Origin of the sequence: Ktedonosporobacter rubrisoli, assembly GCF_004208415.1 — a bacterium.
Taxonomy (GTDB): Bacteria; Chloroflexota; Ktedonobacteria; order Ktedonobacterales; family Ktedonobacteraceae; genus Ktedonosporobacter; species Ktedonosporobacter rubrisoli.
Genome location: NZ_CP035758.1, coordinates 8005748 through 8030690, shown reverse-complemented (window position 1 = coordinate 8030690; position 24943 = coordinate 8005748). Strand labels below are relative to the sequence as shown.

Genomic DNA, 24943 nt, shown 5'->3' with positions numbered 1-24943 from the left:
CAACCAGGAAGGAATAAAGCCGCATGTCACAGATGCAGATTCTAAAAATAGCGCGTAAAACTGAGCATTTTACGCATAGCACAACGTTCCTCTTGCTGGACGAGCCGCAGCAACATGTTTTAGTTCTAGAATTACAGGAAACCATAGAGCGTAGTCCTATACGCAGCTCTTCACAGAAAGATCCCACGCTGAGCCAGCCGCTCACCATCGATTTCCTGAGCAACACATTGCACGCTCTGGGCGGCACACTCAGCGAGATTGAGCTTGCAGAGCTAGCCGGAGGAAAGCTTTACGCTCAGGTGCATCTCCAGGAGCAGGATGGCGAACACGTCGTGCGCGCCAGTCTGAATGATGCGCTTCTTCTGGCCGAGCGCGAACAGTGTAAGATCTTTGTTCCCGAAGAAATTCTGGCTCGGCGCGCGGTTAGCCTGGCCGATTATGGCGCAACGCCTGAGGAGCAGCTTGCCAGAGTCAAGCACCTCGCCGAAGAAAGTCCAGCGGCATTACGTCCCGCACTCAAAGAGCCGAACAATCTCGATTTCGCACAGGGCTTACGTTATTGGACCTTCAACAGAACCTCCGAATATGGCAGCCTGGCCCTCGATCCCCAGGTCACGTACGATGACAAAGCTAGCCTGGCAATCACCCTGCACAAACCTTATTTGCACGGCAGCGACGGCATCTTAAGCTATCATGGCTTTTCAGCCGAGCACTATCGCGGTCAGCGTCTGCGCCTGTTGGCCTATATCAAGACCGAAGACATTCAGCAACCTACCTTCGAATTAACTGTGCATGGCCCTCCTCTTATAGAGGAAATCATCCCAATGACAGGCCGGCCCATCTTATCCGTGCGCCGAACGCGTTCCCGCTTGCTACGACCTGACGCAAAGGGCTGGGTGCGCCACGAGCTCGTTATTGACGTCCCAGCCGATGCACAGGATATCCGTTTTCAGCTTAGGGCAGCTGGCCAGGGCAAAATCTGGCTCAATGGCCTGAACATCGAGATCGTCGAGCCAGATGTCCCGCTTACCGGAACCATTCTTGGTCCCCCTCCACAGCACCCCGTCAATCTTGACTTCGCCGAAGGCCTGGAATTCTGGTCAGTGGAGGAAAGCGCGCCCTGGAGCTATGAATATGGCGTGGAAACTAGGCCGGGCTCGCCAGCTCGCGCCTATCTCAAAGCCAGTACAGACGCTGCTGAGGCTTCCTGCGTCTTGCAGCAATTGCTCAGCGGCAAGAGCAATATAGGGAAAAGGGTGCGTCTCTGCGCCGATATCAAGACGCAGGATGTCGCACAACAAGCTAAGCTTTTCATCGGGAGTCCGCATACAGGCCTGGGTGAGAGGCTTGAAGAGGTGATCAAAGGCACAACTGCCTGGACCTCCTATACCCTGATCTGGCGCGTCCCAAAGGAAATCTGGGGCTTGATGAGCATTGGCCTCGCTTTACATGGCAGGGGCCAGGTCTGGCTAGAGGGCTTGAGCCTGGATGTGCTGGAAGATTAGTCAGCAAACCGAAAAGTAAGGGATCAAGAGATGTGAGCCTCCTACCGCGAGTAGGAGGCCCGCTTTGTTATTTGCTGCTTGTCGAGGTGAGCAGGATCAGAAGCATAGCGCCGAGCATAAGGACAGCGCCCAGCAAACCGAGTAGGCCAAGCTCTTCGTGAAAGAGGAGCCAGGCCAGCAGAGCTGCGGTCAAAGGCTCGCACAGGGTAACAATGCTTACCACGGTGGCCGAGAGCGAGCGCATACCGAATTGGAAGAGCCCATATGCCAGGGCCGTAGGCACGCAGCCCAGATACAGCAAAATGAGCCAGTCGCGCCAGCCATAAGAGACCACCAATCCGCCTGGCAGCGAGAGCAAGAGCAGGAATAAGGCTCCCACGCTAAAAGCTATGGTGCTGACATGCAAAGGGTGATAACGGCTGCTGACGATGTGCCCGCTGAGCAGAAAGCCTGCATAGCCACAGGCCGAGAGAAAAGACAGAGCGATGCCGGGCAAGGAAACATTTCCTGTGCCGGGCTGCGAGCGCGCTTCGACCAGCAGGAAAAGGCCGCAGAGCGCGGTCACAAGCGCTATCACTGTATAGAACCGCGGGCGCTCGCGGGCAATCAAGGTTGAGAAGACGGCCACAAGAACTGGCGCTACAGAGATGGCGATCAGCGTTGAGACGGTGACGCCGGCGTAGGGAATGGCGGCACTATAGCCAAACTGTGATAACCCTTGCATCCCTCCCATGAGAACCATTATGCCGGCATCGCGCGGCTTAACCTGCAAGAAGCGACGCCACCCGAGCAAAAGCCCGCAGGCGCCAAGAAAAAGTGGTACGGCGATGGCCAGGCGCCAGAAGGCCAGCGAGCTTGCATTGGTGGCCGTGTGAGCATAGATCGCCTGGTTGGCTATACCGGTTGTGCCCCAGGATATCGCGGCACAGACAATCAGCCAGAAGTCACGACGGGACGTATTCCGCGCAGACATGAGGTATCCTTTCCTCTGTTGCAAATGAAAAAATGTCGTAAAGAAGTTGCAGAGAGGGCAGGATAAAGGCGCATTAAACAGACACAAACCTTAACAAACTTGTGTTATAAGAGAAGTAAGAAGCCGTTCCTCCTGCCCTAGTGGCAGGGAACTGGCGGGGGCAATATAGAATGAGAAGAGTAGAACAAGAGATAGTCCACAGGCGCTGCTTTCTTCTCTCTATAGAGAGAGCTAAACTTACTATTTTTGCTATTGTAACAGTATTTGCCCCAACTTGCCAGAGGGCAACGAAGCCGTTTTCCAGGTCTTTCTCATTCTCGTTTTTCCCGGCCTGATGGCGGCGAGGCGAGAAGGGAAACGTTGGGCAAATGAGATACGCTAGCCTGAGCAGGCTTTAGGAAAGGATTGGGTATGGACACCAGACAACGACAATTGCAGAGCGTCGGAGCGCTACAACAAAACCTCTCTGAGCAGGATGTGCTTGTGGATCGGCCGCGACCCTCGGCAGGCTTTATCCGCTTTATGCTCCTGATTCCCCTGGGTATCGCTTGTGTATTTGGGTTCTGTCTGGCAATTACCTTGCTGGCAAGCGGGTCGGCCCTGGCGCTCATGATTGAAGGGATAACATTCGCGCTGCTTTTCTGTGGCATATGCGTACTGTTTGGTATTCTCCTGCTGAGTGGCTACCGCATTAAATATGTCCTGGACGAACAAGCTTTGCACCTGTATATGGGCTCGCGGCGCACTTCCTCTATTCCGCTCAGCCAGATCATCGATGGCCAGAAGACCCCATTCATCGCCCGTCTATTGGGCCGGGGCTCAACCGATGTCGGATTGTGCAACCGTTTTCGCAACGGGCTCATCTTTCATGTGCAAAGTAGCTGGGGCTATCGGCTCTATCTCTCGCCCTCCGACCCTGATATGTTTCTGGCCCAGCTCAGGCGCCGGCAGGAAGGGTTGCGCCGCTAGAGCAACGCAACCCTTTCCATATCTATTCCACAATCTTCTCGCTTGTGCAGCCTCCTCATCCACCATTTGGAGATGCGAGTATACTTATTTAAGGCAGCAGTCCATAGCCCAGGGTAAGGAGACTGCAACACTTATTTAAGATGGTGGAGGTCATCACTCCGTAGAGGAGACTGAAAACCGCCGAGGAGACTGTAAGAATGGCACCCACAGTGCCGATTCCTGCACTAACTTGACGGCGACCACCATCAGCTCTTCGGCTGCGTGGACCAATGAATGAGGATTGGGATGCTCGGCGGCCTGTTGAAAGTGGGCAAAAGCCTGCACAGCTTTTGCCTGCAGCTCCAGCCAATCATCCCAGCTCAGGCTATAAAACAGGTTGGGCGGCTCCAGATCTTCCAGCGTGACGTTATCCTCTAAATCTGCAGCCTTTCCCTTCTCAACAGATCCATTTGACGTTCCATTACTGCTTAAGCGTTGTTCTTCCATTCCCATCTCTTTCTAAACTCCTTTTTTAGCTCGGTACAGTACAAACGACGTTCAAAAGCTTTTTAGCTCTCAACACTTCAAGGTCTTCTGTCGATGTGATCAGTATAGCATGGTTTTTGGATGTTGTAAATTCCAAATTTTAGTGAAGTAGTCAAAAACAGTAAATCATCAGTATTCTTCAAGAATGGAAGAAAAAGCAAGAAGACAAGCCAATCGTCCCAATCTTCCTGGATACATCACAATAAAAGATGCGGCAAAAACTTTAGGCATCGCTTCTAGAACTGTTTACGACTACGTTACGGATGGACGGCTCCCAAGCATACAAGCGGGAAAGACCATCTTAATTCCAATAGATGAGCTTGAAAAATTCAAGCGGGGCATTTCCGGGCGTCCGCGCACCTACATTCCGGCCTGGCGGATCTCGCCGGAGAATAATCGCCTGCTCACAACCTCGATCTTTGTGCATATAAAGGCGAATGAGAAGGCAAAGCTGAACAAGCGGTTGGAAGAGATCCGACAAAAGAAGCAGCATCTTTTTCCTGCTACCATCGCCCGCTACCTTATCGAGGATGATGCACGGCCAGAAGAGGTGCAGATCTTGCTAGTCTGGCGTAGCTCGGTCATGCCCGACGAGGCCACGCGCCAACAGGAGCTTGCGGCCTTTCAGCAAGAGCTGGCCGACGTCCTGGATTGGCAGAACGCTCGCTACAGCAGCGGCACCGTCCTTATGCACGCCTAGCCACGTTCTGTTCAGGGCATTCCAGTTCTCATTTTCCTCGTCTCGTTGCTGTCTAGCAGGAAGGGAAACGTTGGAGCAACGCCCCGCTCCCCCGGTTAAGGGCCAATCCGCTAGGTCGCGGCGCCCCCTTAACAATCCCTTTTCTGGAGAACTGAAAAGCCCTACATTCCTCCCAAAAACTCACGCACCCTCACTTTCCGGCGCAGCGCGCTAGCGGGCTTTGGGCAAGATTCACAGCCCTGGTCGCGTCTCCTGATCTTCCTTGAGGCAGATGAGCATCTATCAGTTTTAGGAAGTTTGCCGCTAAACCTGTCACATATTTGTACTGCATTCCGTCAGAGTTGTGAAGGAACAAATCCCAGCTTGAAGCGGTAGTCGCAGGACGAAAAATCCTGAAAGCATTCTTTCATCTATATGAAAGGAAGTCCTGCCTACCCTACAAGATAACGTAATGAACCTTAGCGAAGAAATGCTACTATCATGTTTTTCTAAGGAGATCAATCATGCAAGCACGAATGGAAAATCCGGTAAAATTCCTCCCCGAGGCCATACAAGGCATTCAGGGTATCCTCAAAGCTACCAGACAGGGCGGCGTTCCCCAGAGCACACTTGAACTCGTCCATCTGCGGGCAAGCCAGATCAATGGCTGTAGCTTCTGTGTGGACGCGGGCTGCAAAAGCGCCAAAAAAGCCGGCGAGACAGACGAGCGCCTCTTTGCCGTAGCAGCCTGGCGCGAATCGTCCTACTTCACCGATGCCGAGCGCGCAGCCCTGGCACTTGCCGAAGCCGTCACCCGGCTGGCCGACCGGCCCGAGTCGGTCACTGACGAAATCTGGAACGAAGCGGCCAAACACTTTGACGAAAAGGGATTGTCAGCCATTATTCTCATGATCGCCATAACCAATCTGTTCAACCGCATCAACGCGACCGTCAGACAGCCAGCAGGCGCAGGTTGGGACTAAACAACCGCCAACCCGGCCAGCAATGCTGGCCTCAAACTACTCCAAACTCCCAACGTATTGGGTGGGAGTTTGGAGGGCTCTTTCGCGCCGATCGCATTTCGATAGGTTTGCCAGCTACACTCACGCCTCAGAATTCATGCATCCGCAACTGACGAACTGACCTGTGAAGCACAAGGCCGCGTTGAGATAGGAGCAAAGCCTTGACGTTCTCCATTCCGCGCCAGAGCCGGAGATGAGTAACTACTTTACCGATTCGACTTGATCAACGGCGTCTTGCCAGCGACACTTTGCGGGATGCTGGTTACACGCTTGACCGCAACTGCTGGCATGCGCGCTCCCTGCTCTGCCAGGGCTTGCCGCACCGTGTTAGCAAGTTCCTCATCGTCAAGCTCTCCATGCACGCCACGCAAAAGCAGCTGAAGGCTGTCATCAGCTTGCTGCACCACTTGCCATCCGCTCACCGGCAACGTATCCATGATGCGATTGAACACCAGCGGCTGAATCTTCACACGTTCACCAGCCGCCCCGGCAAAGGATAGCTCTTCCTCGGACCGCCCGGCAATGGCATCAATTAAGCGGAAAGGGCGTCCACATGGGCAGCGCTCAGCCGAGAGGCGCACACTATCGCTCATCTCGTAGCGAATAAGCGGCTGTGTATACTTGAAAAGCACTGTGAGGAGCAGCTTGTCTCCATAAACACCTGGCGGCACGGGACGGTTATTTTGATCCACAACCTCCACGATCACCAAATCTTCCTGCAGATGCAGCCCTCGATGCTGATTGCACTCTGCGGCCAGACCGCACTCGGTCGAGGAGTACATGTTAAAAAGGACCTTGCCCCAGGCCTGTTCGACGAGCCGGCGCGTTTCCGGGGTGAGCACCTCAGAGCTACTGAGCATTGAATGAGGCTTGATGTGCAGCCGTCCGGCTAACTGCTCGTCAGCTAGAATGCGCAGCAGTGAGGCATAGCCAAGCAGCGCCTCTGGCTGCCAGGCATTGAGACGCTCGACCATCACAGGCACCGGCTCACTCGCCGCCAGATTTAGCACAGGCATCCACCAGCTTCCCAGGCTCGCTCCGCCCTGTGTTGAGGCATGAAAAGCTGTAGTTGAGGTCATCATTGCCAGCTTGAGGCGATGAGTGAGCCGGAACTTGATACCAGCAGCTTCAAAGGCGCGCAAGGCTCCGGCCAGCAGCGTGAGCCACTCGCCACGATCGGCCAGAAACACTCCTGGATGACCGCTACTGCCCGAGGTACCACTTACTACGTAGCGACCAAGGTAGAGCTCATTTGCTTGCTGTTTTGTCATAAATTTTTGAGCGTCCGGCAGATGAATGGCCCGGTCTGTCACCAGATCGTCGAAATGCTCCATTAGCATGGCCTTGCTCAAGGCTGGCAGATCCTCTAAGGGAGCTTCGTAGAGTCCTTTATGGAACTGTTGATAGAAAGGTGAATGAGCATAGGCATAGTCACGCAGCTGACGCAAGGACCGGGCCTGATAGGTTTCAAGGCGCTCTCGCGTCCAGTGCTCGCGCGCTCGTATTTGCCGACGTTTTGCTAACATATCTATCGTCATCTTAATGTCCATACGAAGCGTCCTCCTGACGTATCTCTTCAAGAGAAGGGAGATGTCCCTTCTACGGCTTTGCAGTTTCTTGATCGGCCATCATCCCACCTACGAGAAAAGTTACCAGATGCTCTCGCGCCCGCGTCAACGCGCTCGCTGAGGAAAGATCCTCACCTGGAAGCAAGCGCTGGTACAGGGGAAGAGAGACGAGATAGATCTGGCAGATTTGTAAGAGCATCGTAAGTTGAATCACTGGTGCAAAGTCAGACCTCAGCAGTCCAGCCTGATAGGCGTGAGGAAAAAGTCTCTCGAACAGGCCAGTATTTTCAGTCGGAAATTCTGAGGCAATCCGAGTGAGTGTTTGTCCGCCCTCGGCCATCTCCCAGGTCAAGATGCGTACCAGACGTGGATGATCGAGTAAGTAATCGAAGAGCGTCTGTACCATAGTTTCGAGAAAGTGCCTCCACTGCTGCGCGTGAGAGATAGCAGTTCCGTCCGCAAGCATGGGAGCAAATACTCGTGCCAGAAGGGCATTTGCTTCCCGGTCCGCTCGTTTGAGCACTTCTGTATAGAGGCCAAGTTTATCACCGAAGTAGCGAAAGAGCAGTTTTTTGTCGTAGCCGGAGATCTGCGCGATCATATCAACCCGCGCTCCATCAAAGCCGTTCTCCGCAAAGGCGCTTTCTGCTGCCTCCAAAATCGCCTCGCGACTGCTCTCGCCTCGTCTCCCTTCAGATCTGGTCATATTTATGTCTTCCTTAGATATTGTCACTATTTGGTGACATTATACTTAAAAAAAGAGGAAATTGTCAATATGACAGAGGATGTCACTACTGAGCATTATACTGATAGAAATCTCCGGCGCATTTCGGCTCAGCGGAGCAGGCGCGTGTAGAGAGAGGTTCAAGCAGCTGGTACTTGTAGAGAAAGGATAGTGGAGCACTTCATGAATCATGAGAATATACGAAAAGTAGCCCTGGTAGCAGGCGCCACGCGGGGTGCCGGGCGCGGAATAGCTATAGAGTTAGGGGCGCTAGGAGCCACGGTGTATGTAACAGGTCGCAGTACAAGAACTCAGCGTTCGGAATACAACCGAGCAGAAACAATTGAAGAGACCGCCGAACTGGTCACCAAAGCTGGAGGCCAGGGAATTGCCGTTCCAACAGATCACTTAGAGCCAGAAGCGGTGAAGGCCCTGATTGCGCGGATTGCAGAGGAACAGGGCCGCCTTGACATCCTCGTGAACGATATATGGGGAGCCGAATCTTTTTTTGAATGGAATAAGCCAATCTGGGAACATTCATTGGAGAAGGGCCTACGCATGCTCAGGCTGGCCATAGACACCCATCTCATCACCAGTCACTTCGCTCTACCGCTTCTCATCAAAAGCAAGCATGGCTTAGTTGTTGAAATGACAGACGGCACAGCCGAGTATAATCGCACCAATTATCGCGTGTCCTTATTCTATGACCTGGTTAAGAGCTCAGTGATCCGCATCGCCTGGTCTCTTGCCAAAGAGCTTGAGCCTTATTCCTGTACAGCCGTCGCCCTCACTCCCGGCTGGATGCGTTCGGAAATCATGCTAGAGCATTTCAAGGTCACTGAGGCCAACTGGCGTGAGGCAACAAAGCAGGAGCCACACTTCATCATTTCGGAATCTCCTCGTTATGTCGGTCGCGCCGTCGCGGCTCTGGCACAAGATCCCGATGTGGCGCGCTGGAATGGTCAGTCATTATCGAGCGGGCAATTGGCAAAGATCTACAATTTCCGCGATCTAGATGGCTCACAGCCCGATGCCTGGAGATATATCGTCGAAGTGCAGGATGCCGGCAAGCCGGCCAATGCCACCGGCTACCGGTAGACACCTGGAAGGATTTTAAACGGCGCCCTGCTGGCCTGCTAAGAGCATTATGCCGAAGCGGCAGCAGCTTGAGCAAGCTGGCCCTGGAGACGCGTTCTCCAGGTGTACCACAGAGCTAGCAGGGCAATCACCAATGCCACGAGCGATAGCAAGGCATCGAGCACAACAAGAGTGATCCAGCGATCTTTAAGCAAGCCTTGCCCTAGCTGCTGCACGTCCCAGAAAAGCGAGCTGCCCACAAACAGGACCAGGGTGCCAGCAATCAGAACGGCCAGCAGAAGGAAGATGCGCGTTCTAGCCGGATCTAGCGGCCTACTTGCCACAAAGATTACTACATTTGCCAGCGCCGCAAACGGCACATAGACATCCCAGCGTAATAGAGAGAACGCTTGTTGCTCAGGCATATAGAGCGCGAAGAGATAGCCCGCAGCCACAGTTGGCAGCAGAAAGAAAAAGAGCTCTGTGGCGAGCACGAGCCAGGCAAGGCCGCGCCGTTCCTGCGTGAAAGCTGTTTTGAGGGTCAGTACCAGCAGCGCCACATTGCCGAGCACGATGGCCAGATCGATAAGCTGGAACAGCATGATTTGTACCTGGATGAACGGATGGGAGAGACCTTGAATAAATAGCGGGAGAATTTTTACTGTACAGTAAAGCAAGGCAAGGCCGGCGACAATAGCAAGGAGGATACGACGGCCCTGCTCTTGCAAGCGAGGCATGATGAGGGCAATAGCAAGCAGAGCATTGCTGAGCACAAGCAAAAGGTAGATAATAAGCGAGCTATTCAAGGCTAGCGTCTCGCTCATGCCACGCGCCGGTAACTGGTGGAAGCCAGCAGGAAGGGCCGGGCGCAGCACGCTAACCGTAAGCATAGTATCCCAGGAATGCATGCAGATCAGAGCCAGAGCCAGCGCATACAGAAAAAGCAGGCCCATTGTACATATCTTCATAGCCGATCGGCTAACCTTTCTTGCCTCCATAGAGGCCTTCAGCCAGCATCGCTTACAGAATTTTTTCGGTCGAGTGCTAGCTGTACGCTACAGGTAATAGCTAGAGCACACAGGCCTGTCAGGCATTTTACCGATCCTGCCCCTTTTGTTTAATGATCCTGTGCAATGCTAAAGGAAGCTAAAACATAATAAATAGATTTTAACCTATTTTACAACATTGCCTCAAATTAAATAACGCGCTGTTCGGAATACAACCGGAGAGAAACAATTGAAGAGGCCACCGAACCGGTCACCAAAGCGGGAGGCCAGGGGAGTGCCGTTCCCACAGATCATTAGTCATAGTTCCCGCGTTCATCCCAGCAGTGAAGCATAGAACTAATACTGAGCTAATACGTTATAATCAGGTATATAATAGCAGGTTGCATGTTTACAGGTAAATAGAACATCTAACCCTTCTGTATCAGGCAAAAAACAACAACTAACGAGATCATTTCACCCATTCAAGCAAGACGCTCAGGGAGGTCTACATGACTCAGGCTTCGTTCATCAGCCAGCCGGTGGCACCGCTAGATACCAGGCATCTTACCTTCGTCGTTGGCACGGGTCGCTGCGGTTCGACGATGATTTCACAACTGCTCAGCAAACATCCTGCAGTACTTAGCCTGTCGGAGTTCTTCACCATGCTGCACGGCCCAAAATTTCAGCAAGGAATAATGGATGCAGCTCAGTTCTGGGCGCTCCTCAGCGCGCCTAAACCTCGTACAACCCAGTTGCTACGGCACGGGATGACGACCCCAGAGTTCCTCTATCCTCTCAGCGACACCTCACGCTTTAACGCCGAGACCGGGATTCCAGCTATCCTTCTGGTTACCCTGCCCCATCTAACTGATGAGCATGAAGCGCTCTATGATGAGATCCAGCATGTAGTTAGTAAGTTTCCAGCAGCCCGTATCGAACAGCACTACGCGCGGCTCTTTGCCTGGTTAAGGCAGCGCTTAGAGCGCAGGGTGTGCGTTGAGCGTTCGGGCTTCTCTCTTTCCTTCATCTCCGAGCTTATCAGGCTCTTTCCGCGCGCCAGATTCGTGCACATCGTCCGTGATGGTCGCGAGTGCGCGCTATCGATGAGCCGTCACCTGGCCTTTCGCCTGGCTGTTCTTCTGGAATTAGCTAGCGAAGCGCAGCCCGAGGGCTCTTCATCTGAAGTTCAGCAACTAGAGGAACAAATCTTTGAGCAAGCTATCTTGAAGCAGGAGATACCGCTAGAGGTCTTCGGCCAGCGTTGGTCCGAAACGATCGTGCAGGGTCTTCCTCATCTGGCCGCGCTGCCAAAGGAGCGCGTTTTGACAATCTCCTATGAGCGCCTCACGGCCCAACCTCAGCTCATCTTGCGACACCTGCTAACCTTCATTGATCCCGGGCTGGTTGACGAAACCTGGATTCGTTCAACAGCCGCGCTCGTGCACGAGAAACCGCTGGCTTGGAAGGATTTACCCGCCGGAGAGCGCGAAGCGCTTGAGGTAGCATGCCAACCTGGCTTTAGCGCTCTAAAGGACTTTGCCAAAGATACTGCTCAATCAATTTACTATCGAGCAAGTCAGGCATGAATTGCCCGCGTTATTGCGTCCGGCGCCCAGAAAGAACTGTTTTCACCATTCCGAACATGTCATCAATATCAAACGGCTTGTAGAGAACCCTGACGTTATGGGCAACCAAATAGCCTTCTTGTTCCTGGACATCGTGTGTGGCAGCGGAACAGACAATGATCGGAATGGACGCGGTAGATCGCCACATTTTGAGCATTTCGAGCATCTGCCAGCCCACAGTACGATTCCCAAAGATAATATCAAGTATGATCAGGTCAGGTTTAATCTCCTCAATCTCACTTACTTTGAGGATCGGCGTCCCTGAGAGAACTATCTCATAACCCTCAGCCTCAAGAAGCAAGCGAAACATTTCTAAGAGTTCCTGGGTATCATTGATGACAAGAATACGAGCCATAGCTTTTCCCTTTCACCTTTTCTCACTCTTCATAGTAAATAATCGTTTCAAATGAAGGAGACAGGACTAGCCACGTCAGGCCAAACTTTTCTGCTGCTCTCGCTTTGTCACAGGCAGAGCACTTCCATCTTAAATGTTTTCTCCACAGCTCAAGCATAGCCAGTCTCTTGATTTTTTTCTTGCTTTATATTAAAGTCTTGTATATATAACTCTTGCATATATAAGTCTTGCATAAAAAGAGAAGAGAGATATGAAGAAGCAGGAGAACAAGAGCCGCTATGCCATTCTTGGTATTCTAACCATTGCCCCTATGTCTGGATATGACACTAAAAAGTTCACAGAGAGAAGCATGATGAGCTCTTTCTGGAACGAAAACTATGCCTGGATTTATCCCACGCTCAAACAGCTTGAGCAAGAAGGCCTGGTGACCAGTTCGAGCGAGAAACAAGAAGGGCGACCGGATAGACGACTCTATAGCTTAACTAAACAAGGTAAGGCTGAGTTACGCCGGTGGCTGGGAAAACCGGCATCGTTTCAGCAAATCGAGCGCAATGAGCATCTCCTCAAGCTCTTCTTTGCCGACCAGATCTCTCCTTCTACTACATTAGAACAGATGAGGCTCTTGCATGAGGACCTGGCGAAAACGCTGGCTTCCCTTGAAGAGACCGCTCTGCAAGCCGCTGCCGCAGTGAGTCGGCAAGAGCCTGGAGGACATCTGTACAGTCCATATCGATTGCTGGTTCTGAACTATAGCTTGCAGACGACACGCGCACAACTCGCCTGGTGCGAAGAAACCATTGCGAAGCTTGAAGAGCTTCAAGCCTCCGACCAGTGAGAAGTTGAGAGCTGTTCCTCCTTCCTCTCACGTTCCGCTCTCCCCTCATAGAAGGGAGGGCAGGTCGAGTGGAGGCATGAGCTAGTCGAGCTGTCCCAGGACGAGCAGGGCGCCACAGCCAGCGTCAAAATCGAGGCCGAAGAAACATCTTCAGCTTCCTTTGAAGCGATCAGGGCACGCTATGTAATTGGCTGTGATGGCGCTCATAGCATTGTGCGCAAGAGCCAAGCTATTCCATTTGCAGGACACAGCCTGCCTGGGCGTTTCTGGTTACTCGATGCCGAATTGGACTGGGGAAGGTCTCAGGAACATGTCTACACCTGGGCCCACCGGGACGGGATTATTGTAATGATCCCTTTGCCCGGCAGCCGACAATGGAGAATATATGTCCAAATGGTCCAATATGATAAAGATTCTGAAGAGGTGACGCTGGAACGCATCCGCAATGTGTTTGCCGAGCGGACCGGTGAGCCTGGCGCGGTCATCGGCCAGGCAAGCTGGCTCTCAGACTTTCAAATTCACCAACGCATGGTCACCACTTATCGCCAAGGCAACGTTTTTCTGGCAGGGGATGCCGCACATATTCATAGTCCTGCCGGTGGGCAGGGCTTGAATACGGGAATTGCCGATGCCTATAATCTGGCCTGGAAACTGGCTCTCGTCCTACGAAAGCAGGCAAGAGAGCAGTTACTGGAAACTTATGAAATTGAGCGGCTTCCGGTTGCCCAGGATGTATTGCATAGATCAGAAGAGCAATCGGAGCTGATCTTCTCCCAAAGGTCTCTTACTAGCAAGCTCATCATGCCCGTGCTGGGTCGCTTGATGCAGCTACCTGCCGTTCAGCAGCATCTGGCGCTGGCTGGCTCACAACTGCTGGTCAACTACCGCACGTCTCCCCTCTCGATCATATCCAACCAGCCACACAGGCGTTTCCTCGTGCGCGGAGGGAGAAAAGTAGCAGGTCTGCAAGAGGTGCGAGCCGGGGATCGAGCACCTCAGGCTACCTTTCATGACGCAAGCGCAGGCAGGCCGGGGACAGTGTTCCAGTTGTTTGAGGATGGCAAGAGTCATCTGCTCCTCTTCAGTGGCAAGAAGAGAAACAGAGTTGAGGTGTTCGAGGCTGCAACATCCCTTGCCAGGCGACTTGCCGCCCAATGGGGTGCTCTGATTACCCCTCATGTCGTTTGTACTGACATGCCAGCACCGAGCAGTCAGGACAGCAGCCTCATACTTGATCCCGATCATAGTCTCCATATGCCCTACCACGTCAATGGTCCTGCTCTGGTTCTGCTACGACCAGATAGTTATATCGGCTTTCGTAGTAACTCCCTTGATCACAATGCTCTGTGTGAATACCTGCGCACCTTCTTTGTCCCAAAGGGCGCTTAGAGCGTCACAGCTTTGCTCTGGGTCGAGGCGGTAAGCCACATATATCGCACTACCTGGGAGGCCGGCATCAGCATCGCGCACATTAACGAGAAACCCGGGAGACAGGTAAAACCGCTCACTTTGCTAGTAGGCCTGGCATGTGTCTCGGGCCTCCCAGGATAGCGGTCTCACCGGGCCGGCTTTACAATGCGCTGAATGTCTAAACTGCTGGCTAGAGCTCTCTCATAGCTTTCTGGCTCAGGCCCCAAACGCAAATGTCATGGCCCACTGTCCTTTACTCCATGAAACCTCTAACGTATAGCATCCTGCCCTGGGAACGATAAGATAACTTCCCCACTCGGCCCACCCATCTCCAACGACCGAGACAGGATGGTCAGGATGATGTGGATTGAGCACGGCATTTGGCGAAGGAGTATCGCCGAGCTGAATGAGAACAGGAGCGTGATCGGAGAGGTCATGACCATGTATGCTGATGGGCTGGGTATAGTGTGGTCCCACCTCCCAAATAATCTTTCTGACCTCCCATCCGTTAGCTGGATCATAATTGGTTGGAGGCCTCCCTGGTGGGAGCATAAGTTCTTCATGATAGATGCTTGTTGGTCCCCACGTAGCCCAGACGGGAGTTTGCCCCACGACAGTTGCGATATGCGGCGAGATGGTATGAAGCTTTGGCGTACTCACAGGGCAGCTCGCCGGCACGGGGCCAATTGTGGGGACAACGACGGGAGGACTCGTTGGGGGCGGTGGCATTTGCGCTTTGGTCGATTGCGAAGTCGCCCCAGTACAACTACTGAGGAAAAGAAGGCAAGCAACACTTACAGAAAAAACCGCCCATTTTCGCATTATTTTACACTCCCTTCTCCTACTTGACGATGAGATAGAAGATCAAGCTTCCGGCGAGGAATTTGCCAGCAGAGCACCACTGGCAAGCATTCCCCCAATCAGGAAGAGGTGCCCAACGACGAATTGAGATCTGCGCATCAGACGCTTTTCCTCTTCTCCGGCTTGTCCCGGATCAAGCGGCAAAGAGCGCTCTTACCTGTCGTGATTACAGTGCTCGTTTAGGACATCTCGGGAAGGTATCAAGGAAAAGAACGTTACTGGAATCAGCACGACAAAAAGCCAAGCACTTTTTTACTACTTTCAAGCCTGGATATGGCAAAAAGAAGCACGGGGAGAGAAAAATTTGTGTTGGCGAGTAAGAAAGATGTTTGGTGTGATGCTTCCCTATGCATGCTATTGGCACTATATCCTGTCCATAGAATCATTGCTTTTTGCTCCTTTAAATAGTTAATAATACCATATATTCTCATTTATATCAATCATATAAAAGAAGTTTTTTACGTTAATAATTATTTATTTTACCACGTAGTACCTTTATTGTAAATTTGCTTCATTGCTTTGCTCTTGTTAACAGAGACCTTCGTTATACCAATATTCCTCTTTCACCTCTTTCTCACTCTTAAAATCAAAGAATCGTTTCAAGAGCGACCACAATCCCCACAGTTTGTATTCCTTTGTTCATCTTGCCGATTTGGAAAGCATTTCTATACTGAAAATAAGAAAGTTTGCTAGCGCAGGATAATAGTGTATACAAAGGAGAGATCCAAGATGTCCAGAGATAATGAGAACGAAGATACAACGCGCTATAAAGTAGTTGTCAACCATGAAGAGATGTATTCAATCTGGCCTGCGGACAGAGAGGTGCCTCCTGGTTGGCGCGCCGAGGGCAAAGAAGGCAACAAAGCCGAGTGCCTGGCCTATATCCAAGAGGTCTGGACGGATATGCGGCCACTGAGTCTGCGAAAAAAAATGGAGGAGCAAGCCCAGCAGTAGCTAGCGCCGCCTGAAGACTATTTCGCTGGAAAAAGGGGCCGCCTTAGCGAGACCTCCTTGAGGCTGTTCTCGCGGGCACCCCACATCTCGATATGCACCTGAGTATACTGCTTTCGGTCCCTCCCAAACTTTTCAATAGGTAGTGAGCCACATATATCGCGCTCCCCAGGCGCGAGGCACCAGCGTCGCCCACGCTGAATGTCTAAACTGCTGGCTTCAGCGCTTGTGCTGGCTAGAGCTCTCTCATAGCTTTCTGGCTCAGACCAAGCAGGAACGCCAGGGCCAGCAGCAGCCCACCGAAGGGGAAGAGCAGCGCCGGGCCAAACTGGTTGGTGAGCACACCAGCTAGCGCAACCGAGAGCGGATACAATCCCATGTTACAAAACATCAGCAGGCCCATCACCCGGCCCATCAGGTGGCGCGGAATAGCCAGTTGTACCGCCGTAAAGAACAGAATCGTGACAACGCTGTTGGCGATGCCGCCGACGAACATGCAGGCGATAGCGCCGGGAACACCCCAGACGGGCAGTAGCGCGATCATGACAGAGACAACAAACCCGGCTAGCAACGTCAGCAACCCTTTACGTTGAAGGTTGCCCAGCATACCTATCAGAATGGACCCGCCAAGCGCCCCGGCTCCCCAGGCTGCAAGGATGAAGCCATAGCTGCTCGCGCTGCTATGCCAGGTACCATGAATCAGTGCGGGCAGGGCCACCTCGATTTGTCCACCTGAAACCAGGCTAATGAGCCCAAAGAGCAAGAGCGTCAACTGAATAAGCCGCGAGCTAGCCAGAAAGCGCCACAGGCTCACCTGCTCACCTTGCGTGACGATCGTGGGCCTGGGCTGGTCTGCCTCTGCCTGGCCTGCTTCTGCTGCGGCACGCTGGATTGGGCGCATCAGAGCCAACGAGAGCGCCGAAACCAGGAAGGTAGCCGCGTCAATGGCCAGGGCCACGCCCGCTGTGAATATAGCCACGACCGCGCCCGCCACGGCTGACCCTATCAGGTTTGCCCCCTGCACTGAAGCTGACATCACCCCATTGCCGGCCTGTAGATCCTCATTGCTAAGTATATCCGGCAAGATAGACATGGAGGCGGGCAGGAAAGCCCCGCCAAAGGCTCCCAAGGGCACCGCAATCGCACACAGCTGCCAGAGCGTGGGATGTCCGCCCAGGGCCAGAGCCGCCAGGATCGCCATCAAGAGGAGTCGCACGCCATCGGCAATCAGCATAACCTTGCGGGGGCGCAGGCGATCAGCGAGCCAGCCACCAGCAAGAATGCTTGCCGCGCGGGGAATGCCGTAGGCGGCCAGGATAATGCCCAACTCCTGCGCATTGCCACCCGTGGTCAGGACGAGCCAGGGCAGGGCCACCATGTAGAGCGCATCACCGATGATAGAAACGGTTTGCCCACTAAAGAGTAGATTGAAGTTGCGCTGCTTGAAGGGGCGTAGCATTCCACCCTTCGCCGCTTTGGCTGTACTAACTTTCATAGGATCAGCTTGTGCCGAGCCCTCTGCTTTGTCCACGGCTGGCACTTGTGCCGAGCTATCGACAATAGTTCCTTTTTCCTCTGAATGAATGTGGGTTTCCATGCTCCTGGATCTTTCTTTCTCAACTCCTGTTGAGCTTACTTCTAGACGAAATCGACAATGTTCTGGATCTTGCCACGGATCGGAACGCGCGCAAACTGCCGGTCCTGGGGCATGACGCGCATAGGCATCCCATGTGCCGGGTCCATATCGCTGCCCTTCGGCTCAACATTGGTATTTGGCACGAGCGCCAGGCGGTAACGCTGCAGCATTGTTGCCAGCACTACCTTTATCTCCAACTGCGCGAATTCCGCACCGAGGCACCTATGTACGCCTGCGGAAAAGGGCAGATATTCATACGGTGTGCGGCTCAGTGTCGCCCAACGTTCTGGCTTAAAGCGGTTCGGCTCCTCGTACAGCTCTGGTAAGCGGTGCGTCATGAACGGGCTAAAGAAGATCGTCGCGCCTTTGGGTAGCGCGTAGCCGCCCAGCTCACACGCCTCGGCCGCTGTACGCATACTGATTGGGGCTGGCGGCAGCAGACGCAGGGTCTCCTTGATTACCCCATCCAACAAGGGCAATTGACGCAGCGACTCAAGTGACGGAGCCGCGCCGTGCAGCACGCCATCCAGTTCAGCCAGCACGTCGGCATGGATGCGAGGATGTTGATGCAGCAAGAAGAGGGCCCAGGTCAGCGCACTTGAGGTGGTGGTATGCCCGGCTCCATAGAGCGTAAACACATGGCCGATCAATTCATCATCGCTAAGTTTTGTACCTTCCTCATCATGAGCCTGCACCAGAGCTGCCAGCACATCGCTGGCCTCAGTTTCCTGACGCTTCCTGGCAATCATCGCGCGCGTAAAGCCATCCAATTGGTCGGCAAGCTTAAGGATGCGATGATAGGGCAGACCTGGCACATCGATATTCGGCGTAAGCATCATCGGCAGGAATAAAGTGGCTACCTTGTCGAAAAGAGTTCCAATGCGATCTATCTCCTGCTCATCATTTAGTCCGAACAGCGTCTTGATCACAATCCTCTGCGTTAGTTTCTTCATTTCAGCGTGCAATTCGATCTGTTCGTGAGGCTGCCAGCGTTCAAGCATTTGCTGAGTGATTGCTACCATATCGTTGTGATAGAGCCCAATCTGTTTTTTATGGAAGGCTGGCTGCATCAACTGGCGCTGCTGCTTGTGGTGTTCCCCATTCATATCTAGCAGATTGGTAATGAAGAGGCGCCTCAAAGATGTACCTTCCGGTACATTTAAAATTTTCCCTTTCCTTAGCTCAAAGAGCGCGGGCTGTGAAAGTAGCTGGAAGTTGAACTCAGATCCAAAGGCGACCACCCATGAAGGATCGCCAGGAGCTAGCGAGACGATGCTACCGTAAGTATCGTACAGCCAGCGCGAGTAGGTACAGGGCTCGTTGGAAATTTTGAATATATTTGCCCACTTGCCGACAAGTGGTAAGGCGGAAGCAGCGGGAAGAGCTTTTTGTGAAGCGACGCCTGTAGCCATCAGAATATCTCCTTGTGATTAGCATATCTGCTTGCAATGCTTCAAATTCCAGAGTACTTAAGTTAAATTTTCAAGTGAGATTCCATACTGTTCCTGCAGCATTTTCATGGGGTCCTCGTGTGTTAGAGAAAAGACGATCTGCGCTTTCCCATCCTTGACAAAGAGAATGTATGCAGCGTTATGGACTAGATCGATAGGCTGTCCTGGCGTCTTTTCAATGTGCATCGTTCCCTGCGTTTTCACCAGGACATAATGCTCAGAGAGCTGAATTTCTTCAATGGGAACTGCCTTGATATATTGAAAACCGAGCATTTGTAGGTATTGCTGGCTTTGAACTATACCCGACAGGTAGTCTTCTTTCGCAATGGCCTGGACAACGCCGTTGGGATCGGCACCAACCAGGGGATCACTGACCAGGGATGCAAGCCGATCAGGCGCAAAGGCGTTATTCGCCTGCTCAAATTCCTTGAAGAAGGTCCGAATAACATCGCTGACTTGTGGCATATCCATTGGTCCTTTCTTAAGCATAGAGCTTATGCTATACTTTATTCATTGTTTCGTTAAACTAATAACCATCATTTTTATCTTGTTTACTAAGATACATTTATCTTAATGGTAAAAACAAATATTGTCAAGGGATTTTCAAGAAAAAATCCGGGAGGAAGAAAAAATGGTAAGAGGTTCGCAAGAAGTATCGCCACAAGGACTCACGCGGGAACTGCGGCAATTTACGGGACTTGCCGCGTCATTTTTCCGTGCGGCGGCGGCTCGGCTTGGAATGACAGTTACAGACCTGCAAGTCCTGGATATTCTAGAGAGCAGCAACTCCTCGACGGCCGGGCAACTCGCCGATCTAACCGGACTGACCACCGGAGCAATCACCGGAATGCTCAACCGTTTGGAGGAGGCCGGGCTTGTGCGCAGAGAACGCGATCCCCAGGATGGGCGCAAAGTCATCGTCAAGCTCGTAGAAGATAAGGACGAAAAGCAGAAAATCGGTCCCATGTTTGCTTCCCTGGGGAAAGCCTGGGAGGAACTTGTCGCAGACTACGATGAGGAGCAGATCGCCTTTCTGCAAGAGTTTCTCAAGCGCAATAACGAGCTCACAAGGAGGGAAATAATTAGCTTGCAAGAGGCGCCTGCGCACGAAGGGGAAGTCTACTCAGCGCCGCTGGAAGATATCTCGCGTGCCCAGCTTGTTATTGTCGCCGGGCTCTCTGAACTTAGCCTGCATGCCAGGCCAAAAATGGCCGAGCTTTACCAGGCGCGCTTTGAGGGGCCGGTCCCAAAAGTCACAAGCAAAGATGGGATGGTCACGATCCGCTATCCGCGCCGCCTGCTGGGTCTGGGCAAACTGCAAGGAACTGCCGAAGTCTCGCTCAATACCACCATCCCCTGGCAGATGTCGATTCAAGTCGCCGCCTCAGAGTTTAACGCAGATCTGCGTGATCTCGTACTTAGCGAGCTGGAGATCAAAGGCAGTTTTAACGCCCTCAGAGTGGAGCTACCCGCGCCTTCCGATGTGGTTCCCATCCAGCTCACAGGTGCGGCAACGGAAATCACCGTGCGCCGTCCGGCAGGCACGGCTTTACGCGTTCATCTCAAAGGCTGGGCCACTAGTTTCGTCTTAGACGATCAAATCTTCAATAATATCGGCAAAAACTCGCGCATGCTGAGCTCCGGCTTTGTACCAACCGCGCCCTATTACGATATCGAAATTACCGGCTCGTCCAGCAATTTCGTCTTCACTGCTGTCTGATCAGAATATGAGCCCGCCGGCAAGCTCCGTCTGCCCACTTTGATACAGTGGCGAACCTACCAGCCGGCGGCTCTCTCCCCCAACGCCCTTGACAGAGCACTCTCAACAGCTTATCATTGTGAATGAACATACATTCAATTATATGGCTACACATTCATGATCCATAGAGTGAAGGAGAGAACATGTTGAAAAATAAGAATATTCTCATTTCGGGGGCAAGCATTGCCGGACCAACCCTGGCCTATTGGCTCAAGCGCTTCGGCTTTAATCCTACCGTCGTCGAGCGTTCGCCTGTACTGAGAGAAGGTGGACAACCGGTTGACGTGCGCGGAGAGGCAGTCAAGATCGCTAAGGAAATGGGGATCTGGCCACGCCTACAGCGGGAGAAGACTACGCTGAATGAAATCGCCTTTCTCAACGAGCACCGGAGGGTCGGTAAAATTAACCTGCACGCCCTGCGTACCTTCTTCAAGCTTGATCAGTCCTGGGTTGAGATCATGAGGGGTGATCTGGCCAAAGTGCTCTACGCGCTGACCCGGGATGAGGTAGAATATCGCTTTGGCGATTCCATCCAGGCCCTTGAGCAGGACGAGGAAGGGGTAGATGTGACCTTTGCCAGCGGCGAGAGCCGCCGTTTCGATCTGGTAGTGGGAGCTGACGGCCTGCATTCTATCGTGCGCACGCTGGCCTTTGGCCAAGAAGAGCTTTTTGAGCGCTATTGCGGCTATTATGTCGGCTTGTTTACCACAGATAACTACCTGGGCCTTGCCGACTCCGCGCTATGGTTTTATAGCGTTCCCGGCAAGCAGACCGTGATACGTCGTTTAAAGGACAGCCAGCGTATGGGGGTGTGCTTCATTTTCAAGCAGCCCGGCAAGCTTACTTATGACTATCATGACCTGGCACAACAAAAACGCCTGCTGAGCTCCCACTATGCCGATGTAGGATGGGAAATACCCACTTTCTTGCAAAAAATGCAAGCTGCCTCCGACTTCTACTTTGATGTAGTAAGTCAGATACGGATCGAGAAGTGGTCGCAAGGGCGCGTCGTCCTGGTAGGCGATGCCGCCCATTGTGCCGCCTTGCTGGCCGGCGAGGGCTCCAAGCTGGCCATGATGGGCGGCTATATTCTGGCTGGAGAGCTTAAGGCCGCCCTTGGCAATCATCATAGCGCGTTTAGCAACTACGAGCGCGTCTTTCGGCCTCTCGTCACCGCCGAGCAGGCAAAAGTCAAATCGAGCGCCAATTACCTGGTTCCCGAAACCGCGCGAGCGATTTGGGAACAGAACCATCTGGGCCCGCTGATACTACCATTTCTGATGGTGCCAGGCGGCTTGTGGCAAGAATGGTTCCCCAAACCCAGCACGCTCAAGAACTATGCAGACAGCCCTCTGCCAGCTTAGCAGAGCCGGCAAGGAGGGCCTTGCCGGGCATTGTTCAGAAAAGCGCTCTCTTTGCCACCTGCTCCCTTTCAGCTCTCAAGCGGCCAATGGCTTCCTCCAACAATGGGGAAGCCAGGAGCGCTCACGGCGTATTTCCATTCGAGGTTGGTCCGCGGGCAGATATCTGGCCGTCCTGACGGACATTCTGGCACGCGAAGGATAGGGGAAGAGAGAGGGCGCCAGAATGCCTTGCCGTCTATACAGCCTCCTACGGGACCATGCTCAAGCTCAAATTTGCTTTCACAAGTGATCGAATTCAAGTAGAGCAAGTGCGGGCAGGCTGCCGCGGGGGCAACGATAAGGACCTCCGGTCCTTGAGGCTGCAGTGAGATCGCATGAGTGGAGGGCACATACGCATTGACGTGAAGAGTTAGCGACGGCCAATATCCATCAAGGGGGCTGGCCGTAGGAAAACTGTAGTCTCTCAAAAAAGTGGCTCCCATTGTCAGCCTCACTTCTTTGCTCCTGGTAAGCGGCACTAGCTGGCGAAGCTTCAACGTTTGACCTGGAAGCAAGTTTGTTTTGTATCGCACATTGAAACGTCCAATATCGAGCTGAGGAAATGAGTAAAATGGAGCCTCTCCGCCGGAAAGCGTGACCGGCAGAGCCGATTCGTAAGCGTAATCTGTTGGCCGGTTCCGTCTGTCCAGCAGGAAGGCCTCCTCAGTATGGTTGGAGAGCGAGACTTCTACCGGCAACAATTCGCTAAGAAAGTATGGTTCTCCCATCGTAATCTGCATCGAGGCTTGCAGGCCGTTGATCGCTCTTGTACAAACGTTCATGATGCTTCCTCCCTTGCTAGCGCGCTCCTCACCTCTAATGGCGAGTAAGCGATGCGCTGGCAAACTATCTCCTCATCTTCCCTTTAATTATTATGTTTCATTGAAAAAGATACACTCTCCCAAGAAACACTTATAGATCATATTACACCAATATAGAAGATTTTGCCAGTTGCTTAGAATTTCTCAGTTCCTGCCCACCTGCCTGGCTCGCTTACATTGGGCACGCTTAGCTTACATATGGCCTGCTATTGTAAACTTCAGAATGAGATCTTTATCAATCAAGAGAGAACTGCCTTTCCCTCTTGACTTTCCCCAATAGGGGAAAGTGTATGCTTGAGGCGAAGAGAAGGGTTAAGAAAGGAAAGAAGTAGTCAATGTTCAAGATCAGCGAGTTTTCCCGGCTCAGCCAGGTCTCGATGAAAGCGCTCCGTTTCTACGATCGGATTGGTCTGCTCAAGCCAGCTCATACCGCTCCTTTGAATGGCTATCGCTACTACACAAGTGAGCAGCTTTTCCAGCTCCATCGCATTCTTGCCTTCAAAGATCTGGGCCTGACCCTCGAACAGATCTTGCAGGCCCTTGATGAGCAGTTATCCACGGAGCAAATTCGCGGCATGCTGCGCCTCAAACAGGCGCAAACTGCAGACTTAATTGAGCAAGAGCAAGAACGCCTTGTGCGCATTGAGGCCCGCCTGCGCCTGCTCGAAAGAGAGGGCGAGGCCAGCCGTGAGGTGGCCCTCAAACGCGTCAAAGAGCAAACAGTGGCGGTCTTGCCAACAGGAACAAGTCTATCAGCTTCCTCTCTGCCCTTCTTCTTTGCAGAACTTGATAGTTTCCTGCGGCAGGCTGGCGTACAAGAGCCGGAAATACTTCCCCATCTAGTGCTCTGGCAAGATCCGGGGACATGTCAGGAAGGTGAGGACGATACCTTTGCGGTAGAAGTGGCTTGCCCATTTTCAGAGCCGCGAGTACTGCCTGAGCCTCTGGGCATGCGCATCTTGCCAGCAATTCCCCTGGCCGCAAGCGTCATGCACCAGTGTCAGCCGCAAGGCGTGTGCTCAGCGATGGTTGATCTGGGACGCTGGATCGAGCAAAACGGCTATACCATCTCGTTTGCTAACGAGTTTCGCGAAGTGTATTTCGCCAGGGATGAGCAGGAACGCTACATCGCCGAAGCGCAAATCTCTGTTGAGAAAGGTTGAAAACATATTATGGTCTGGACTCTCGATACTACACATTCAGAAGTTACCTTTTCCATAAGGCATATGATGTTTAGCAAAGTGAGTGGAAGCTTTAACGTATTTAAGGCCACACTCGAAATAGACGAGGAGCATCCTGAGAACTCCTGGGTGCAGGCGGAAGCCGAGGTTGCGAGCATCAATACGCGCGAAGAGAAGCGCGATGCTCACCTACGTTCGGCTGACTTCTTTGATGCTGACAAATATCCGCTGCTCACCTTCAAAAGCAAGCAAGTTCTTCCCAAAGGTGGGCGCCACTACGATGTCGTAGGCGATCTGACCTTGCATGGAGTCACCAGAGAAGTCACCTTCGATGTCGAGTATGGCGGCCAGATCCCCAAAGCCTCCAATCCTTTTGGGGACCAGCGTGCCGGCCTTACGGCCACTACCACGATTAATCGCAAGGATTTTGGCCTCACCTGGAACTTCGCGCTGGAGACCGGAGGAATTATGGTGGGCGAAGAAGTTAAGATTGAGATCAATCTGGAAGCCGTCGCCGATAGCTGAGCACTGACTGGTTCTCACCTGGTTTTGTCCTCCCTGCCAGATGAGAACCAGAGCGACAGATCTGGCTGACTGTCACTGGCTAGCCTTGCGATCAGCAGCGAG

Annotated in this window: 23 protein-coding genes and 2 pseudogenes; 14 read left to right on the top strand and 11 right to left on the bottom strand. The window is 52.8% G+C overall.

Features of this window, described 5'->3' with window-relative positions; genetic code table 11:
- The first annotated feature begins 23 nt into the window (after positions 1 to 23).
- Positions 24 to 1505 carry a bifunctional nuclease family protein gene (locus tag EPA93_RS34825; protein WP_129891929.1) on the top strand — a complete coding sequence of 494 codons (1482 nt, stop codon included), beginning with the start codon at positions 24 to 26 and terminating at the stop codon, positions 1503 to 1505.
- A 67-nt stretch (positions 1506 to 1572) separates the two neighbouring features.
- On the opposite strand, the gene EPA93_RS34820 is transcribed toward EPA93_RS34825, so the two are convergent.
- A complete protein-coding gene (locus EPA93_RS34820; protein ID WP_129891928.1) occupies positions 1573 to 2478 on the bottom strand; it encodes a DMT family transporter in 906 nt (301 codons plus the stop codon).
- 411 nt (positions 2479 to 2889) lie between these two features.
- Here EPA93_RS34820 and EPA93_RS34815 point away from each other — a divergent pair, with 411 nt between their 5' ends.
- A complete protein-coding gene (locus EPA93_RS34815; RefSeq protein ID WP_129891927.1) occupies positions 2890 to 3447 on the top strand; it encodes a PH domain-containing protein in 558 nt (185 codons plus the stop codon).
- Positions 3448 to 3600: 153 nt separating this feature from the next.
- On the opposite strand, the gene EPA93_RS34810 is transcribed toward EPA93_RS34815, so the two are convergent.
- Entirely contained in the window at positions 3601 to 3939 is a 339-nt protein-coding gene (locus EPA93_RS34810) for a hypothetical protein (RefSeq protein WP_129891926.1), read from the bottom strand.
- Positions 3940 to 4117: 178 nt separating this feature from the next.
- On the opposite strand from EPA93_RS34810, the gene EPA93_RS34805 reads away from it, so the two are divergent.
- Positions 4118 to 4672, top strand: coding sequence for a helix-turn-helix domain-containing protein (locus EPA93_RS34805; RefSeq protein ID WP_129891925.1), 555 nt, complete (start codon positions 4118 to 4120; stop codon positions 4670 to 4672).
- Positions 4673 to 5175: 503 nt separating this feature from the next.
- A complete protein-coding gene (locus EPA93_RS34800; RefSeq protein ID WP_129891924.1) occupies positions 5176 to 5634 on the top strand; it encodes a carboxymuconolactone decarboxylase family protein in 459 nt (152 codons plus the stop codon).
- Positions 5635 to 5879: 245 nt separating this feature from the next.
- Here EPA93_RS34800 and EPA93_RS34795 read toward each other — a convergent pair whose 3' ends face one another.
- Together EPA93_RS34795 and EPA93_RS34790 are read right to left on the bottom strand one after the other, a co-directional pair.
- Positions 5880 to 7223 carry a phenylacetate--CoA ligase family protein gene (locus EPA93_RS34795; protein WP_129891923.1) on the bottom strand — a complete coding sequence of 448 codons (1344 nt, stop codon included), beginning with the start codon at positions 7221 to 7223 and terminating at the stop codon, positions 5880 to 5882.
- A 49-nt stretch (positions 7224 to 7272) separates the two neighbouring features.
- Complete coding sequence (locus EPA93_RS34790) at positions 7273 to 7947, bottom strand: TetR/AcrR family transcriptional regulator (protein WP_129891922.1); 675 nt, start codon at positions 7945 to 7947, stop codon at positions 7273 to 7275.
- Positions 7948 to 8148: 201 nt separating this feature from the next.
- Here EPA93_RS34790 and EPA93_RS34785 point away from each other — a divergent pair, with 201 nt between their 5' ends.
- Entirely contained in the window at positions 8149 to 9063 is a 915-nt protein-coding gene (locus tag EPA93_RS34785) for an SDR family oxidoreductase (protein ID WP_129891921.1), read from the top strand.
- Positions 9064 to 9110: 47 nt separating this feature from the next.
- Here EPA93_RS34785 and EPA93_RS34780 read toward each other — a convergent pair whose 3' ends face one another.
- Positions 9111 to 10010 (bottom strand): hypothetical protein, encoded by a 900-nt coding sequence (locus EPA93_RS34780; RefSeq protein WP_129891920.1) that lies wholly within the window; start codon positions 10008 to 10010, stop codon positions 9111 to 9113.
- 237 nt (positions 10011 to 10247) lie between these two features.
- Here EPA93_RS34780 and EPA93_RS51125 point away from each other — a divergent pair.
- Both EPA93_RS51125 and EPA93_RS34770 read left to right on the top strand, forming a co-directional pair.
- A pseudogene (locus tag EPA93_RS51125) lies at positions 10248 to 10343 on the top strand (short-chain dehydrogenase); the annotation flags it as partial.
- 194 nt (positions 10344 to 10537) lie between these two features.
- Positions 10538 to 11614 (top strand): sulfotransferase family protein, encoded by a 1077-nt coding sequence (locus EPA93_RS34770; RefSeq protein ID WP_129891919.1) that lies wholly within the window; start codon positions 10538 to 10540, stop codon positions 11612 to 11614.
- Positions 11615 to 11624: 10 nt separating this feature from the next.
- Here the strand turns inward: EPA93_RS34770 and EPA93_RS34765 are convergent, their stop codons facing one another.
- Positions 11625 to 12008, bottom strand: coding sequence for a response regulator (locus EPA93_RS34765; RefSeq protein WP_129891918.1), 384 nt, complete (start codon positions 12006 to 12008; stop codon positions 11625 to 11627).
- Between the two features lie 250 nt (positions 12009 to 12258).
- On the opposite strand from EPA93_RS34765, the gene EPA93_RS34760 reads away from it, so the two are divergent.
- Together EPA93_RS34760 and EPA93_RS34755 are read left to right on the top strand one after the other, a co-directional pair.
- Positions 12259 to 12843, top strand: a complete 585-nt coding sequence (locus EPA93_RS34760) for a PadR family transcriptional regulator (protein ID WP_129891917.1) — start codon at positions 12259 to 12261, stop codon at positions 12841 to 12843.
- 66 nt (positions 12844 to 12909) lie between these two features.
- Positions 12910 to 14232, top strand: a pseudogene (locus EPA93_RS34755) (FAD-dependent monooxygenase); the annotation flags it as partial.
- A 237-nt stretch (positions 14233 to 14469) separates the two neighbouring features.
- Here EPA93_RS34755 and EPA93_RS34750 read toward each other — a convergent pair.
- Positions 14470 to 15075: a hypothetical protein gene (locus EPA93_RS34750; protein ID WP_129891915.1), complete on the bottom strand. Its 606-nt coding sequence runs from the start codon at positions 15073 to 15075 to the stop codon at positions 14470 to 14472.
- Positions 15076 to 15843: 768 nt separating this feature from the next.
- Between EPA93_RS34750 and EPA93_RS34745 the strand changes: the two genes are divergently transcribed.
- Positions 15844 to 16068 (top strand): MbtH family protein, encoded by a 225-nt coding sequence (locus EPA93_RS34745; protein WP_129891914.1) that lies wholly within the window; start codon positions 15844 to 15846, stop codon positions 16066 to 16068.
- A 232-nt stretch (positions 16069 to 16300) separates the two neighbouring features.
- Here EPA93_RS34745 and EPA93_RS34740 read toward each other — a convergent pair whose 3' ends face one another.
- Genes EPA93_RS34740 through EPA93_RS34730 form a run of 3 tightly spaced genes read right to left on the bottom strand, consistent with a single transcriptional unit; the run spans position 16301 to position 19623 of the window.
- A complete protein-coding gene (locus EPA93_RS34740) occupies positions 16301 to 17662 on the bottom strand; it encodes an MFS transporter (RefSeq protein ID WP_129891913.1) in 1362 nt (453 codons plus the stop codon).
- Positions 17663 to 17703: 41 nt separating this feature from the next.
- Positions 17704 to 19113, bottom strand: coding sequence for a cytochrome P450 (locus EPA93_RS34735; protein WP_129891912.1), 1410 nt, complete (start codon positions 19111 to 19113; stop codon positions 17704 to 17706).
- 57 nt (positions 19114 to 19170) lie between these two features.
- Positions 19171 to 19623: a hypothetical protein gene (locus tag EPA93_RS34730; protein ID WP_129891911.1), complete on the bottom strand. Its 453-nt coding sequence runs from the start codon at positions 19621 to 19623 to the stop codon at positions 19171 to 19173.
- 160 nt (positions 19624 to 19783) lie between these two features.
- On the opposite strand from EPA93_RS34730, the gene EPA93_RS34725 reads away from it, so the two are divergent.
- The gene (locus EPA93_RS34725) at positions 19784 to 20872 is read left to right on the top strand and encodes a MarR family winged helix-turn-helix transcriptional regulator (protein WP_129891910.1); all 1089 of its coding nucleotides are present in this window, start codon (positions 19784 to 19786) and stop codon (positions 20870 to 20872) included.
- Positions 20873 to 21054: 182 nt separating this feature from the next.
- Positions 21055 to 22275 carry an FAD-dependent monooxygenase gene (locus tag EPA93_RS34720; protein ID WP_129891909.1) on the top strand — a complete coding sequence of 407 codons (1221 nt, stop codon included), beginning with the start codon at positions 21055 to 21057 and terminating at the stop codon, positions 22273 to 22275.
- A gap of 68 nt (positions 22276 to 22343) precedes the next feature.
- Here EPA93_RS34720 and EPA93_RS34715 read toward each other — a convergent pair whose 3' ends face one another.
- Entirely contained in the window at positions 22344 to 23096 is a 753-nt protein-coding gene (locus EPA93_RS34715) for a hypothetical protein (RefSeq protein ID WP_129891908.1), read from the bottom strand.
- 374 nt (positions 23097 to 23470) lie between these two features.
- On the opposite strand from EPA93_RS34715, the gene EPA93_RS34710 reads away from it, so the two are divergent.
- On the top strand, positions 23471 to 24298 hold the full coding sequence (locus EPA93_RS34710; protein WP_129891907.1) for a MerR family transcriptional regulator: 828 nt from the start codon (positions 23471 to 23473) through the stop codon (positions 24296 to 24298).
- Positions 24299 to 24307: 9 nt separating this feature from the next.
- Entirely contained in the window at positions 24308 to 24841 is a 534-nt protein-coding gene (locus EPA93_RS34705) for a YceI family protein (RefSeq protein ID WP_129891906.1), read from the top strand.
- Positions 24842 to 24943: the final 102 nt, after the last annotated feature.